10 protein-coding genes and 1 pseudogene are annotated in these 15240 nt (G+C 68.9%); 5 read left to right on the forward strand and 6 right to left on the reverse strand.

Annotation, left to right across the window (positions count from 1 at the left end; translation table 11 throughout):
• Positions 1-194: 194 nt before the first annotated feature.
• The 4 genes from ACH4S7_RS07545 to ACH4S7_RS07560 all read left to right on the forward strand — a co-directional run bounded on the left by ACH4S7_RS07545 (position 195) and on the right by ACH4S7_RS07560 (position 7341).
• Positions 195-2786 carry a serine hydrolase gene (locus ACH4S7_RS07545; protein ID WP_398520187.1) on the forward strand — a complete coding sequence of 864 codons (2592 nt, stop codon included), beginning with the start codon at positions 195-197 and terminating at the stop codon, positions 2784-2786.
• Positions 2787-3064: 278 nt separating this feature from the next.
• A complete protein-coding gene (locus tag ACH4S7_RS07550) occupies positions 3065-4996 on the forward strand; it encodes an MFS transporter (protein WP_398520188.1) in 1932 nt (643 codons plus the stop codon).
• Between the two features lie 325 nt (positions 4997-5321).
• A complete protein-coding gene (locus ACH4S7_RS07555) occupies positions 5322-6449 on the forward strand; it encodes a helix-turn-helix domain-containing protein (protein ID WP_398520189.1) in 1128 nt (375 codons plus the stop codon).
• Between the two features lie 40 nt (positions 6450-6489).
• The gene (locus ACH4S7_RS07560; protein WP_398520190.1) at positions 6490-7341 is read left to right on the forward strand and encodes a hypothetical protein; all 852 of its coding nucleotides are present in this window, start codon (positions 6490-6492) and stop codon (positions 7339-7341) included.
• Between the two features lie 327 nt (positions 7342-7668).
• Here the strand turns inward: ACH4S7_RS07560 and ACH4S7_RS07565 are convergent, their stop codons facing one another.
• From ACH4S7_RS07565 to ACH4S7_RS07580, 4 genes and pseudogenes are all read right to left on the reverse strand, one after another.
• A complete protein-coding gene (locus tag ACH4S7_RS07565; protein WP_398520191.1) occupies positions 7669-8550 on the reverse strand; it encodes a geranyl diphosphate 2-C-methyltransferase in 882 nt (293 codons plus the stop codon).
• Between the two features lie 16 nt (positions 8551-8566).
• Positions 8567-9774 (reverse strand): annotated as a pseudogene (locus ACH4S7_RS07570) (family 2 encapsulin nanocompartment cargo protein terpene cyclase); the annotation flags it as partial.
• Between the two features lie 39 nt (positions 9775-9813).
• A complete protein-coding gene (locus tag ACH4S7_RS07575; RefSeq protein WP_398520192.1) occupies positions 9814-11226 on the reverse strand; it encodes a family 2B encapsulin nanocompartment shell protein in 1413 nt (470 codons plus the stop codon).
• 523 nt (positions 11227-11749) lie between these two features.
• Positions 11750-12274, reverse strand: a complete 525-nt coding sequence (locus ACH4S7_RS07580) for a DUF6879 family protein (RefSeq protein ID WP_398520193.1) — start codon at positions 12272-12274, stop codon at positions 11750-11752.
• 238 nt (positions 12275-12512) lie between these two features.
• Between ACH4S7_RS07580 and ACH4S7_RS07585 the strand changes: the two genes are divergently transcribed.
• Entirely contained in the window at positions 12513-12725 is a 213-nt protein-coding gene (locus tag ACH4S7_RS07585) for a hypothetical protein (RefSeq protein ID WP_398520194.1), read from the forward strand.
• Positions 12726-13352: 627 nt separating this feature from the next.
• Here ACH4S7_RS07585 and ACH4S7_RS07590 read toward each other — a convergent pair.
• On the reverse strand, positions 13353-15026 hold the full coding sequence (locus ACH4S7_RS07590) for an AAA family ATPase (protein WP_398520195.1): 1674 nt from the start codon (positions 15024-15026) through the stop codon (positions 13353-13355).
• 49 nt (positions 15027-15075) lie between these two features.
• Positions 15076-15237: a hypothetical protein gene (locus ACH4S7_RS07595; RefSeq protein ID WP_398520196.1), complete on the reverse strand. Its 162-nt coding sequence runs from the start codon at positions 15235-15237 to the stop codon at positions 15076-15078.
• Positions 15238-15240: the final 3 nt, after the last annotated feature.

Here is a 15240-nt window from a genome sequence, read left to right on the forward strand (position 1 = left end):
ATGAATGACAGGGTGACCCCTCTCACATTGGTCTGTCGAGGGTGCCTGGGTGCTTTGTAAGGGAACCGATAGGTATGTCGTTCTCGTCTAGGCGCAGGGGCCGTGTTCTCACACAGGACACTGATAGATGGTTCGGACAACACGGGCTGTCGATGTGACGGCACCCCGTACTTGCGTACGTATGGCACAGGCGCATGACCCATGGAGGAGGCACGGTGGCGGGCGAGTCCCCCGACAAGTCGGAGCAGCGGAAGCCGTCGGGGGGTACGACTCCCGGCGAACACGATCCGCGGCTCGCGATGCTCGGGCAGCCGTCGGCGACGGGCGTGGACCAGGCGACGGCGACCTTCAGGCTTCCTCCGGACCGGGAGCGGGAGAAGGGCGACGACACGGACCCGGCGGCACGTCCCGAACCGGGCACGGAGACGGGTTCACTGGAGAGCGACGTCAAGTTGCGCTCGGCGGTGGCGGCTTGGGTGGCCTCCGCGGAGGACACGTCGACGGCTGACGGTTCCGATGGTTCGGGCGATTCCGACGGTTCGGATGAGTCGGATGGTTCGGGCGGGGCGGACGGTTCGGGTGCGCGCGAGCGGCCGTCCGGCGACGCGGCGGCCGAGACCGCGGCGGTTCCGGAGGTGAAGCCGGGCGAGACGGCCGTGCTTCCGGAGGTGAAGGCGGCCCCGGACGACGAGCGTGCCGATGCGGACGCGGAGGCCGATGTCCCCGCGGACGCGGACGCGGCCGACACCGACCCCGATGCCGGCACTGACGACCCTCATGAGGGCGCGGGTGCGGCGGGTGCCGTGTCCGAGGAGGCGGAGTCCGTCGCGGACACCGCCGAGGGTGCGGTGTCCGTGAAGAGCGCCACCCCGAGCGCGGAGACCGCTCAGGAGGCCAAGCCCGACGCGACGGAGGCGGCTGAGGCGCCCGTGACGGAGAGCGCGGACGCCGCGGACGGGCCGGACGCCGATGCGGGCACCGACTCGGACACCGACGCCGACGTTGACTCCAGGCGCGGGACCGATGGCAAGGCCGAGACCGAGACCGGGGCTGGGACCGACTCCGAGGCCGAGGCCGAGGCCGGGACCGGGACCGACTCCGAGACCGGGGCCGGGGCCGGGACCGAGGGCAGGGCCAAGCCCGACGCCGATGCACCCGCGAAGCCCCCCGTGGACCAGCCGACCGCCGTCCTCACGGGACTCCGTAAACAGTCGCAGTCGCAGTCGCAGTCGTCGGCGTCCCCCTCCGCGAAGGCGCCCGCCGCCACCTCGGCGCCCGCCGTCGACACCCCGACCACCTCGCTGAAGCTGCCCCCGGCCCCCCGGGAAGAGGCGACCCCGGCCGACCCCGCGACCGCGAAGCCCGCCGCCCCCACCCCCCGGCCCAGCACCTTCGTACCGCTGCGGACCGACGGCACCAGTCGACCGGCGGCCGAGAGCGCGCCCCAGGTGGTGGTCAGCGCGCCGCCTCCCACGGACGAGGCGACCCGGCAGCAGGCCATGCCGCCGCAGCCCCCGCTGGACCTGCTCGCCCAACTGACGAACACGCCGGACACACCGGTCCGCACCGCGGTGCGCCGGGTCAAGATCTGGACGCCGCTGGTCCTGCTGCTGGTGATCCTCTTTGCGGTCGTACAGCTTCTGCGCCCGCTCCCCGAGGCCCGGCTCACCCTCTCCGCCGACCCCGAGTACACCTTCGCCGGGGGCAAGATCGCACTGCCGCTCCCGACCGAGGGCCAGGGCGCGGTGGAGGTCGAGGGCGTCGGCTCCATGGCGACGTACGGTGCGCAGCAGGCCGCGCCCATCGCGAGCGTCGCCAAGGTGATGACAGCGTACGTGATCCTCAAGGAGCACCCCATCTCCGGGAAGCAGAAGGGGGAGCGGATCACCGTCGATCAGCAGGCGGAGGACGAGTCCAAGAAGAAGGAGGAGTCCACCGCGCCGATCTCCAAGGGGCAGGAGTTCACTCAGCGGCAGATGCTCGAACTGCTGATGATCCCGTCCGGTAACAACGCGGCGCGGCTGCTCGCCCGCTGGGACGCCGGGTCCGAGGCCGAGTTCGTCAAGAAGATGAATGACGCCGCCAAGGACCTCGGTATGAAGGATTCCGTCTACACGGACCCGAGTGGTCTGCTGGCGACGACGGTCTCCACCCCGCAGGACCAGATCAAGCTGGGCAAGGCCGTCATGAAGAACGACATCTTCCGGGAGATCGTCGATACACCGATGATCGACATCCCCGGTATCGACGGCGGTATCCGGAACAACAACGACCGGGCGCTGATAGAGGGCGGTATCAACGGCATCAAGACCGGTTCCTCGACCCCCGCGGGCGGCAATCTGCTCTGGTCGGCCAATACCAAGGTCGACGGCAAGATCCACCGCATCATCGGTGTCACGATGGGTGTCAAGAACGCCAAGGTCCTCAATGACAAGCTGGAGCTGGCGATCACCCAGAGCATTGCGGTGATCAAGGCGGCCCAGTCCGGCGTGACCTCGGCCACCGTCATAAAGAAGGGTCAGGTCGTCGGTCATGTCGATAATGGCTTCGGCGTGCTGACCCCGGTGGTGGCCACCAAGAATCTGAAGGCGCTCGGCTGGCCCGGTCACCAGGTCGAGGTCACGATCGACGACGGTGGCGAGGCCCTGCCCGGCTCCGCCGCGGCGGGTGAGGTCGTCGGCCGGATCTCGGTGGGCACCGGCCCCGGGCGGCTCACCGCACCGGTCGCGCTCCAGCGGGATCTGACGGAGCCCGCGGTCGGCGACAAGCTGACCAGGATCGGCTGATCAGGGTCGGCTGATCAGGGTCGGCTGATTCGGTGGCCGGTCCGCATCGGAAGGGCTGATCCGGTGGCTGGTACACGCCGGCCCGGCTGATCGGGCTGATCCGGTGGCCGGCACGGAGAGAGTGGTACGGCGACCGGCCAGGTCGTCGGCGAGGGGGGCGTCCCGGAAACCCGGGACGCCCCCGTGTTAGCGTCCGGGCAACTCAAAGGCGCCCGGAATGCGTCCTTGACCATGGTGACAACGACGCACACGAACGGGGAGACGGGGAGAGAGCCTCAGTGACTACCGCTGAGCCGGTCCGGACGGACGGCCACAGCACCCGTACGGGGCTGCGAATACGACGCCCCTCGCCCGGCTCCGACCCCGGCACGGGCCCCGCCCCTGAATCCGGCACGGGCTCCGCCCTCGAATCCGGCCGCCGCGCGGACGGCACCGAATCCCCTGCCGACGGCACCGGCCGCTCCCCGAAGAACGGGACCGGTCTCCTCGCCGACGGCTGGGACCGGCTCAGCCGCCGCCCCGTCCTCGTCACGACCGTCCTTGCGGCGCTCGTCCATCTGCTCTGGTTCTTCTTCTTCGCCAACAGCGGGGGCGATCTCGCGGCTCAGGACGCCTGGGCCGAGTTCGTCGGCCGGCACCCCGACTCCGCGTACAACCTCGCTTGGTACGGCGGGATGCATCCGGTCTCGTACAGCGTCGTCTCGCCGTATCTGATGTCCCTGATCGGTGTGCGCTCGACCATGATGCTCGCGGGCACGGTCTCGGCGGCGCTGACCGCCCTGATCCTGGTCCGGCTCCGAGCCGTGCGCAATCCGCTGGTCTGCGCCTTCGCCGGGGTCTTCGCCTTCCTCTGCAACGCGCTCTCCGGCCGGGTGACCTTCGGTCTCGGGATGATGTTCGCGGTCGGTGCGGTGGCCGCCGTCTTCTGCTGGCCGCACCGCTGGCGGCGGAAGCGCTGGGCCAAGGCCGCCGTCGCCGCCCCGCTCGCCGGTCTCGCCACCGCGTCCAGCCCGGTCGCCGGGCTCTTCCTCGGTGTCGTCGCTGCCGCGCTCTTCCTGAACCGGCGTCGGCCCGGGGCGTACGCGCTGGGGCTCGCCCCGGTCGCCGTGGTGGCGCTCTCCTCCTGGCTGTTCCCCTTCTCCGGCACCCAGCCGATGTCGTTCTGGACCACCTCGCTCCCCTTCGTATTCGGGATCGCGGTCCTCGTCCTGGTGCCGAAGGAGTGGCGCACGGTCCGGGTCGCCGCCGCGGTGTACTCGGTCGGCACCCTGCTGACCTGGGCGATCGACTCCCAGATCGGTTCGAATGTGGCGCGGCTGCCGATGCTGTTCGCGGGCGTGGCGCTGCTGGCGGCCCTCCCGTACACCGTCCTGGCCTCCCGCAAGTGGTACGTGATCCTCATCGCCTTCGTCGGGCTGAACGGCTGGATCGGCTTCAAGGCCGTGGACGATATGGTCCGGACGGCGCCGACCGCCTCGTGGAACCGCGAGCTGGCGCCGCTGCTCAACAAGCTGAATCAGGTCGACGCCGAGCGCGGCCGGGTCGAGGTGGTCCCCGCCAGCAGCCACCGGGAGGCGTCGGCGCTCTCGCCGGACTTCAATCTGGCCCGCGGCTGGAACCGCCAGGCCGATATGAAGCGGAATCCGATCTTCTACGACAAGGACAGGACGCTGACCTCGGCGGACTACCGCGCGTGGCTGGACCGCTGGGCGGTCCGTTATGTCGTGCTGCCGGAGGGTTCGCCGGACTCCAGCGGCGCCAAGCAGGAGGCGGAGCTGGTTCGGGCGGGGCAGCCGTATCTGAAGCGGATCTGGGGCGACGCCAACTGGCAGCTCTTCGCCGTGAAGGATCCGGCACCGATGGCCGCGCCGGCGGCGTCCGTGCAGCAGACGGGCCCGGACACGATGCAGATCCAGGTCGAGAAGGCGGGCCGGGTGCTCATCCGGGTGCCCCACTCGCCCTGGCTGAGCATCGTCGACGTGAACGGCAAGAAGGTACAGAGCCCGCAGGAGACGGAAGCGTCCAAGCAGCGCGGCGACGAGCAGGAGAAGTCCTTCCTCAACCCCTTCGGCTGTCTGAGCAAGGTGGAGAAGGACGTGGAGGGGGACGAGTGGACCGAACTGGTCGCGCCCCGGGCCGGCGTCTACCGCCTGGCGGCTCCGTACGGTCTGCCGCGGGGCACCGCGTGCCCGGAGGAACTCCGCCGCTGACCTCGTCCGCGTAGGCGCCGGTGCACCGGCCGGGGGGCTCCGGGGACTCTCCGGCCCTTCCCCCGGCCGGCTCCCCCCGGCCCCCCGGGCCAGTTCCCCCCGGCCGGCTCCCCCCCCAGGCTGGCTGCCGCGGCGGCGCTTCAGGCGGCCATCCGCGGGGGCCCAACTTGCCTGGACGGCCACGTTGCCCGTGGTGCGCAATCTCTTTAATCAGGGAAACTTGCTTCCATCAGCTACTTACCTAGCTCAGGAAAGTTGCCTTTTCAGGAAAGTTTCTCTGGTTTAAGAGACTTTCTCAGAGAATCTCTCATGCGAGGATGCGTCTGTGGACAACGACGATCTGACCTTCGGAGATCTGCTGGAGCGGGGGGTGGCCCACCTGCGTGACCTGCTGGGACCGGGCTGGACCGTCGCGCCGCGGTCCGAGCGGGCTCCCAGCGGCGTCGGCCTCATCATCGAGGTGCGGCCCGAGGGGGGCAACGCCTACACCGAGCTGCTGGTGGACGCGAAGACCTCGGTCACGCCCCGGCTGGCGGAAGAGGTACTGGTCCCCAAGGCGAACCTGCTCCGACATGTGACCGGCCCGACGAACCTCCTGGTCATCGCGCCCTGGATCTCACCGAAGACCCAGGAACTACTGCGGCGGCACGGCATCGGCTATCTGGACCTGACCGGCAATGTCTCGCTCCGGGTCACCCGCCCCGCCATCGTGATCCACACCGAGGGAGCCCCCCGCGCGCCCCGCACCACGGCGCCGGAGCGGAGCAGGACGACCCTGGCCGGGCCGAAGGCCGGCCGACTCGTGCGACTCCTCACCGACGTCCGCCCGCCCTACCGCGCCATGGAACTAGCCCGGGCGTCGGGGCTGAGCCTCGGGTACGTCTCCCGCCTCCTGGACTCCCTGGAGGACCAACTCCTGATCCGCCGGGACGGGCGCGAGATCACGGATGTCGACTGGCCGAATCTGCTGCGCACCCGGGCCGCTCAGGACCGGCTGCTCCGGCCCAACTCGTACATCTCCCTGCTCGCGCCCAACGGCGTCCCCTCCGTACTGGACGGGATCCGCGAACTCTCCTCGGCCCTCCTCCGCCGCCTCGCCCTGACCGGCTCCTACGCCGCTCACCAGGTCGCCCCGCTCTCCGCGGGCGGCCAGCTCATGCTGCACGTCGCCCCGGACGTCGACCTCGACGACCTCACCGACGACCTCGGTCTGCTGCCGGTGTCCGAGAACGCCGACATCGTGCTGCTGCCCGCCCGTGACCGGGTCGTCTTCGAACGCACCGTGACCATGGAGGGCCTGCCGTACGTCGCCCTGAGCCAGCTCGTGCTGGACTGCCTCTCCGGTCCCGGGCGGATGCCGGCCGAGGGCGAGGCCGTCCTGAAGCACATGGCGGATCACGATCGGTGGCGTGCCGACGGCATTGCCGACCTGCGCGACCGGCCACGGTTCTAGGATCGCCTTCTCGGCAAGCTCCAGGAGAACGTGAGGCACTGTGGCACAGGTCCCCGAAGGCGTAGACCCCCATCAGCTCACCGTGGTCGCCCGGCGCGTCCTGCTCGACGGTCTGACGGCGTTGCGGGACCACCTCCCCGCGCTGACGATCGTCGGCGCCCAGGCGGTCTATCTGCGCAGCCCGGACGCGGCGATCAGCAACGCCCCCTTCACCTCCGACGGCGACCTCAGCATCGACCCCCTCCTGCTGGGCGATCAGCCCCACCTGGACACGTCGTTGCGTGAGGCCGGTTTCGATCTGAAGAACAAGGACCAGCCCGGTCTGTGGGAGCGCCCCGAGACCATCGGCGACCGCATCGTCCCGGTGGAACTGGACCTGCTGATCCCCCGGCAGCTCTCGCGCAAGAACGGGAAGCGCAGCGCCAAGGTGCCCCCGCACGGGCCGATGTCGGCCCGCTGGATCGAGGGCCTCGAAGTCGCCGCGGTCGACCGTTCCCCGATGACCGTCGGCAGCCTCGACCCCGCGGACAACCGCCGCGTCACCGTCCATGTCGCGGGCCCGGCCGCTCTCCTGGTGGCCAAGGCGTTCAAAATCAGCGACCGCCTCGCCCAGGCCGCAGCCCGCCCGGACCGACTCACCGACAAGGACGCGGCCGACGTACTGCGCCTCATGATGACCACCCGCGCCCGCGACGTCGCCGCCAGCTTCACCGCCCTCCGCGACGACCCCCGCGTGGGCGAGGTCACCGTCCAGGGCCTGGCGAAACTCCACGAACTCTTCGGCGCAGCCGCCACCCCGGGCGTGGAGATGGCCGTCAACGCCCTCAAGGCCGACGTCCCGGAGCCCCGTATCCGCGCCCTGGCCCCGGCATTCATCTCCCGCCTTCCGTAGCGACCCAGCCGGGGGCACCACCGCGCCCCGTCCACGGCTGGCGCGGCTGGTCTCCCCGGAACCCTCACCCGCCCGGGCCGCCCTTCCGACGGATACCGGGCAGTTCTACGAGAAGCGCGTCCACGACGCGCGTGGGGATGTGGACTCGCCATGGAGCCCAGGCGTGAGGAAGGCCCCCCGTTCGAAGGGAACGAGGGGCCCGGAACTCTCTTACCTGCGATTACCCGCGATGCGGGTGGTGCTCCCGGCAGGATTCGCACCGGCCCGTGCTTCGGCGGGTCGGACGGGGTGTGGCGGCCTGCCGGGACGTCTCCGGCTTCGCGCGGGTCAGACGCGGTCCGCGGCGATCAGCAGATACTGGAAGGAGCCGTCCCGGTAGGAGTTGATGAACGCCTCCTCGATCCCGGTGACGAGCGACGATGTCGCCCTCAGCTCCCAGTACGGCAGGGTCGCCTCCGTCAGGTCGAGGACGGTCTGCGGAACGAGACGGTTGTCGGCCATGGCGCGCAGATACTCGCGGCGGGAGTGGATGTTGCACTCGAAGTGCGCGTTGATCTGCGAGACCCACTTGGAGGGCTGTCCGTAGACGGGGTTCCAGCAGCCGGTGACGGTGACGTACCGCCCGCCGGGGGCGAGGATCCGCGCGTGCTCGGCGAACAGGTCGTGCAGATCCACGTACATGCTGGACTCGTTGTTCCAGGAGGCTCTGGCCTGCCCTTTCGCGAAGGGCATGTCCAGCATGTTGCAGACCTGGGCCCGTACGAACCCGTCGTAGTCGAGCTGCCGGGCGCGCTCGTTGGCGAAGTCGGCCTGCTTGGCCGACAGGGTGACTCCTTCGACCTGGCAGCCGAAGCGCCGGTGCGCCATGACCATGGAGCCGCCCCGGCCGCAGCCGGCGTCGACGACTATGTCGTCCCGCTGGACCGGGCCGAGGTGGTCCAGCAGCAGTTCGGCCTGGGCCGACTCCAGCCGGTGCAGTTCGGCGATCAGACGCTGTTCGTGGCCGGGTGCGCCGGGGTCGCCGAGGGCGGCCCGGTCGACGTCGCCGACGCCGTAGTGGTGGTGGTAGAGGCCGTCGACGTCGCCGAGCCGCAGATTGACGGGTCTGGCCTCGTGGTTCCAGTAGCGGGCGATGTCGCCCTGGTAGGGCGTCGCGGGTGCGTCGACGACGCTCTCACGGGGGGCGGTGGTCAGTTCGGACATGGTCACGAGCGGTTTTCCTTCCTCACCAGAAATCCGGCAGGCTGTAGCGGTAGGTGTTGCTCCGGTGCCAGTCGTGGTTGCCGTCGACCCATACGGCGACGCCGCGCAGGAAGCGGACCAGGACGGACAACGGGCAGGCCGCGGCGAGGGCGGCCGACTCGGCCTCGAACTCGTGCATCAGCTCGTTGTGGATCTCGACCGCCTTGAGGTACGCGTCCTTCTCGGAGCACTTCTCGCGTTCGGCGATCACCACCGGCAGGTTCAAGTGCCGTCCCGGACTGGCGAGTTCCTTGGTGTACGAGTAGAGGTCGTTGACGATCGTGGTGGCGTTGGAGGCGAGCGCGATCACCCGCTGGAGGGCCGGCCGGGCGTGCAGATCGGCCGGGAGTTCATAGCCTCCGACGGTGTCGGTGATGGTCGGGCAGGGGCGGAAGTTGTTGAACTGGCGCATCGCCAGGTACTCCCACACCTCGGGGATGTGGTCGGTCTGGTCCCACGCGCCCTCGGCGAGATATCCGAGGTGCAGTCGGGCCATGTCGTGCCGGAACCGGTCCGCCTGGGAGGGGCTGGCGGCCGCGAGGAAGTGCTCCATCGCGGAGCGGTAGGCGCGCCGGGGGGCGTCGGCTCCGAGCGAGCGCTCCCACTGAGGCGCGTACTCCCGTGCGGTGTGCAGCGGGTCGAGCGCCGTGTGGGCCAGTAGCAGCCGGCCGCCGAGTCCGATCGGCGAGCCTCCGTGGTCCTCGCAGTAGTAGTCGTCGACCGCGTTCTCGGCGACCATCAGCCGGGCCGCGATCAGCACATGGTCGGCGGTGGGTGCGTCGGGGTGGCAGACGGTCATGTAGCGCCCCACCCGGAAGCCGTCGAACTCCTCCTCCCATTCGGGGGGATACAGCTCGATCTCCTCGATCGCCCATTCCTTGACCCGGCGGCTGATCTCGGCCACCCGTCCGGGGTCGGGTTCCAGTACGGGATGGTGGTACAGGCCCGGAACAGCGGGGCCGCCCCCGGCCGGGGCCGCGGGCCGCGCCGGGTAGAGACCCGATGTGCCCAGACCGGTCGGGCCGCGCAGAATCCGGTTCAGGGCATCGGTGTCCATGGTCGTACCACTGCTCCTCTGCGCCTTGCGTGAGTGGTCTGTCGGGAGCACCGGCCGGGTTCTGACTCCGGCGCCGCGACGAAGGGTCCGGCCTCCGGTGGATCCGGGGCGGGAGCGTACGGGTAGGGCCTGGCCCCCCGCCGGCCGGCGGGGGGACGGCCGTCCTGGCGGACTCAGCCGCCGGTACGGGCGATCTGGACGTTCTCCAGCACCCCGAGCGCGTCGGGCACCAGGACGGCGGCGGAGAAGTAGGTGGTGACGAGGTAGGAGATGATCGCCTGCTCGTCGATGCCCATGAACCGCACCGAGACACCGGGTTCGTACTCGTCCGGCAGGCCGGTCTGGTTCAGCCCGATCACGCCCTGGTTGTCCTCCCCGGTCCGCATCACCAGGATCGAGGTGGTGTTCTCCTTGCTGATCGGGATCTTGTTGCACGGCAGGATCGGCACCCCGCGCCAGGCGGGGACCTGCTGCCCGCCGACGTCCACATGGTCGGGGTAGAGGCCGCGGGAGTTGAACTCACGGCCGATCGCGGCGATCGCCCGGGGGTGGGCGAAGAAGTACTTGGAACCCCGGCGGCGGCAGAGCAGCTCATCGAGGTCGTCCGGGGTCGGCGGGCCGGAGAAGGGCTGAATCCGCTGGTCGAAGGCGGCGTTGTGGAGCAGCCCGAACTCGCGGTTGTTGATCAGCTCGTACTCCTGGCGCTCGCGCAGGGCCTCCACCGTGAGCCGTAGCTGCTGCTCGGTCTGGTTCATCGGATGGTTGTAGAGGTCGGCGACGCGGGTGTGGACCTTCAGCACGGTCTGCGCGAGGGAGAGTTCGTACTCACGGGGGTTCAGCTCGTAGTCCACGAAGGCGCCGGGCAGTTCATGCTCTCCGGTGTGACCGGCGGACATGGCGATCTCCGCCTCGCCGCGGCGGTTCTGGCGCTGTTCCGACAGATCGCGGAACTCGCGGAGATGCGCCTCCAGGGAGGGCGACGCCGCGACCACGGAGGCGAAGTCGGAGCGGGAGAGGGTGAGCAGGGTTCCGGCGGTCCTGGCGACGGCGGTGTACTCCCAGACGGCGTCCGGGTCGAGCAGCGCGTCCTGGCCGAACCGGTCGCCGTCCGCAAGCACGCCGACCACGTTCTCGTCGCCGTACGGTCCGGTGGAGATCTTCTCGATCCGGCCGTGGGCGACCAGATGAATCCTTTCCGCAGGGGAGCCGCGCTCGGCCAGTACCTCGCCCTCGTGGAAGTCGCGCTGGATGCACCGGCTCGCGAGGGCGGACAGTGCGTCGTCGTCCTCGAAGCCCCGGAGCAGAGCCAGTTCGCCCAGCTCTCGCGGGATGACGCGGACCTCGGCGCCGTCCTGGATGAACTCGATGCGGCCGTCGCCGACCGTGTACGTCAGACGGCGGTTCACCCGGTAGGCGCCGCCGGCGACCTCGACCCAGGGCAGCGTCCTGAGCAGCCAGCGGGAGGTGATCTCCTGCATCTGCGGGACGGACTTGGTCGTGGTGGCGAGATTGCGGGCCGCAGCGGTACTGAGGCTGTTCTGGGGGCGCGGTTCGTCACGCGCTTCCTGGCTGGTCTCGACAGTCACGGGCAGTGCTCTCCTCCATAGGGGCGGCCATTGCGGCACACGGGCACGGCGCACCGACGGCGCGGCGGAAGCAGGTGTGGGATTGCGGGGGACGAGCCGTCCCCGAGCACCAGAAGCGTAGGCTCAGACTCCCCGTTCGGGCCAACGAGAGGCATGATCCATCCCTCGATGCAGTGAACTTGACACGTGAAACGTTTATTCAGGCGAAAGCCGGGATCGGCCGATGTCGCGCGACGCGCGAGCCCCCAGCCGGGGGGCCCTGGCGCGAGTTGTCCACCGGGGCGGCCCCACCGGAAGAGGCGGGTGACGGGGCGCGCCTCCGGCGGAGGACCAGCTCTTCGAAGGGGTCTTCGCGTTCCCCATCTGGGAGGTCTGCGGGTGGGTCCACCCGCAGAGCAGGGCCAACTCGGTCCCCGTCAGGCCCGCATCGATGCACAACTCGCGCAGGCGTCGCGCCACACGCTGCCGCGCGTCCTGCGCCGCCGATGAGGGTGAAGGGGACATGGGCCGGCCGGGCCCCGTGCTACCGGATCTCGTACTCGCCGTGCGGGGTGGCGCGCTCCCACACCGCCTCGAATGCCTCGGCGCACAGCTTGGCGGCCCCAGGGTCCTCGCTGATCTCCCCACCCTCGGAGGCGCCTTCGCCTGTGAAGTGGTTCCACCTGATGGTGCGCCCGTCGATCAGCCAGAAGTCGTTCGCGGGCAGCGCCAGGCCCGAAGCCCGGCGCCGCGGCAGCCAGCGGACCTGTTCGCCGGACAGGGTGTTCATGAAGGTCTCGCCGTGCTCGTACCGGATGTACTCGGACACCGGCTCCGAGACGATCCGTGCCCTCTGGATGACCACGCCACGGGCCACGGTCCCCGCGATCAGCGTGTGCCAGGGGCTCCACCACGAGGCGCGGTCGGCCGGGTCGATCCGGTGGCCGGCCCGCCAGGCGTCGAAGTCGCCCTGTTCGGAGTCGATCGCGTAGACATCGCGCATCTCCAGGTGGACCGCAGACTTCTGGGCGGATCCGAGAAGCTCATCCCAACTGGGCACTTGGTGCATCACGCGTCTCCTTGAGGACGGAGATCACACTGGCGGGGATCCGGATGATCGTCTCGTGTTCCGTGCGATACGTGAAGCGCTCGCGAGCCATGGTGTGCCCGCGCCGGTGAGGCGATACCCCCGATCGTCACGCGCTTCGGGCGGGTGTACATCGACCCGGGCACCCACCGGTCCGAGCACATCGAGATGCTCGCCGCCGCCCTCCGTACGTCCCTCCCTATCGGCGAGGAGTCATCTGATGAGCGACCGGCCCCAGAGTCTGCGTCTGCCGAGCGGTGAGTTCCGCGTCTTCTGCGACCGGGCCATCACCTCGGGCCGGCCCGCCGAACGCGTCGGCGACGCCGTGTCCATGTCCGGCGCCCGGCCCGACCAGTGGTCACACGAAGGGTGCGGGCCGCGAGCCCGGCACTGGGACCCCTCGTGGGGATACGGGGCGCACCGGGTCCCCTGATCCCCGCGTGTGGGCATGCGCTCGCCTGTGCGCGGCGGCTCCGGCTCGGGCGGCGGGGGGTCTGTACGGACGAGACAAGGGGTTGCGGTAGAAATCGAACACATGTCCACGTTGTTGCATGCACCACGCAGGCGCACCGACTGTGCCGGGCGACGAGGGCGGCACCCTGCCCGCCCGGTACGGGCGGCCTCCGCCTGCTGGGGTCCGTCGCTGTTTCCTTGCGGGTGCGAGCTGCGGCTTCCTCTTGATCGTCTGGGGACGAATTGGGGACGGAGGTCGTGTGCCCAGAGCGAGTGAGAGCGTCTGAGGCTGTACCCAGTACGGGACTTCACAAAGAAGAGCCAGGTCCGGCGTGCGCCCTGACCTGGCTCTTCTTGTCATCTGCCCTAGCAGAAGGTGTGCCCCCGGCAGGATTCGAACCTGCGACACCCGCTTTAGGAGTTTTCCCTGATCAAGGCCGTGACCTGCGTGAACGTCGGTCGTGGTACTTCTGACCTGGGAAATGTCTCCTCTGTAGTTCTCACGTGTTCGCGGGGTTTCCCGGCCTCATGTGTGCTGAATCCGTTCCACAGGGCCCCCTCCGTCTGCGCGGGCTACGTGGAGAGGGTGTCCGATCAGGGGCAACGCTCAACACGGCACGGTCACCGCCAAGAGATTGCCGTCCCCGAGGTGTAGCCATCCCCGACCAGGAATGACTGGGTTGCCGACAACGGAGTCTCCCGTTTTGATGCCGATCCAATCACCGGCTTGCCGCTTTTGAGGAGACAGGAGGAGGCCGCGGTGGGCTTTCTTCACCCCGTCCAACCAGGGAAAGTGCGGCCGGAGCTTATCTTCATCCCCGGCCAGGATCAACGCCGTACCCTCGTCGAAGCCGTGCTCCAGTAGGTTCCGCAGCACACGCCGGGCATCGCATTCGTCCAAGACCTCCGCGTCGTCCATCACGACAACGATCGGCTCCTGAGGAGACGCCCCCGACAATGCCTCCTCAAGCTCGTCGTGCCCGATGTCTTCCTGATCGAAGCAGGCCACCACGCCGTCCCGGTCAGCCAATTCCCGTAGAGGCGACGACCTAGGTGCGGCCAACACAATTTGGGTGCCCGATGCGAGCAGAGAGCGCGCGATGGTCACCAGCGCCGTGGAGCGACCTGACCCTGGGGGGCCGGCCACGGCGAAGGCGGGTACCGTGCCGGAGGCAAGATTGGGGCCATACGCTGTCAGAATCTCGCCTCCGGCACGCCCGACTCCTGCGAGTGCCCATATCCTCGGTGCCGCCGGGTCCCGCAGCGACCACGCCTCGTCGAAGCTGATACTGGGAGGCAGTGCGTCCCAGCGCTTCTGGGCCTCCAAGGCAGCACGGGCCGTGTCCCAAAGGCCGAGCAACAGGACGTGATCCTCTGTTTGGAGCCCTGCCATATGAGAGAACGCGACGAGCGCATCGCGCTCAGGCAGCTCATCGTGGGTGTACCAGCGGATCCACGCATCCGACGAGACGCCCGTCTGGCTCTCCATGTCGGTGAAGGACCACTCGCGCTTCAACCTGTGTTCGTCAAGGCGTCTATGCAGTGTGACCAGCTCCAGTCGTGCTGGAGATTTGGGTACCTCGAACTCTCGGCTCTTCACGCCATAGAACGTCGCGTTCGCTGGCCGTCGCTCCTCCGCGGCGTCGGCCATTCTGGCGAAGCCTTCGCTGCGGCGCACCACTCCAAGAAACACCCTCAACGCGTCCTTGTCGTACCAAAGGGCCTGCGCTGCATTGAGGATCAACCCTTTCAAGGACTCCTCCGCATAGTTGAACTGCGCAGCGGCTTTCTCACGACTGGAAGGCGTCTCCCCGTCAGTCGGCGGCTCTTCCGTTGCCCGCCGGGCCGAGTTCTTCGTGCCCTGCTTCGGCAAGTCCTCGGCCGTGTCCGCAGTGTCGTCCACGTCGTCATTGTCGGCAGATGTGCTATCCGCTGGAGGCTGTACTGACGCTTGGGTGACTGTTTCCCTGACGACTCGCTTCCACATGCCCTTGAAACGGTTGACCTCGCCGTCTGCGTCGTCGTGTCCACCAACCTCGGCCAGAACACGGACGATGACCTCAAGGCGGCCCCACGGCGGGCGATCTGGTTTCTGGAAGGTGTCCAGCACTGCCTGGTGATTCACGATCCAGTAGTCCTGCGCATCCTTTCCGACGCGGTCGCGGATGGTCCGCGCTGATGGCAGCCCTGCGTCCAGCCTCAGATCGTGGAGTTCATCGTTCAGGTTCTTCAGGTCAGGCTGGTCAGCCAGTTCGGGCCTCTTCCACGGCTGAGCGGCCATCGTCTCTTCCCCCTTCTGATGCTTCTGCGTCAGTTCTTGGCCGGTACTGTCAGTGATCGTCTTGAGCCGTCAGGTCCGTCCGCGAGGCGCCGACTCTGGACGCATAACCCAGTCGGTGCCACACGGAAGGTAGATCGTCATGGAACAGATCAGCGTGCGCCTCGTAGTCCTCCTGTTGGTCGGAGTCCTCGTCGTCGCTCTTACTCTGCATGCG

The sequence above is a fragment of the Streptomyces sp. NPDC020965 genome (genome assembly GCF_044333555.1).
Classification (GTDB): domain Bacteria; phylum Actinomycetota; class Actinomycetes; order Streptomycetales; family Streptomycetaceae; genus Streptomyces.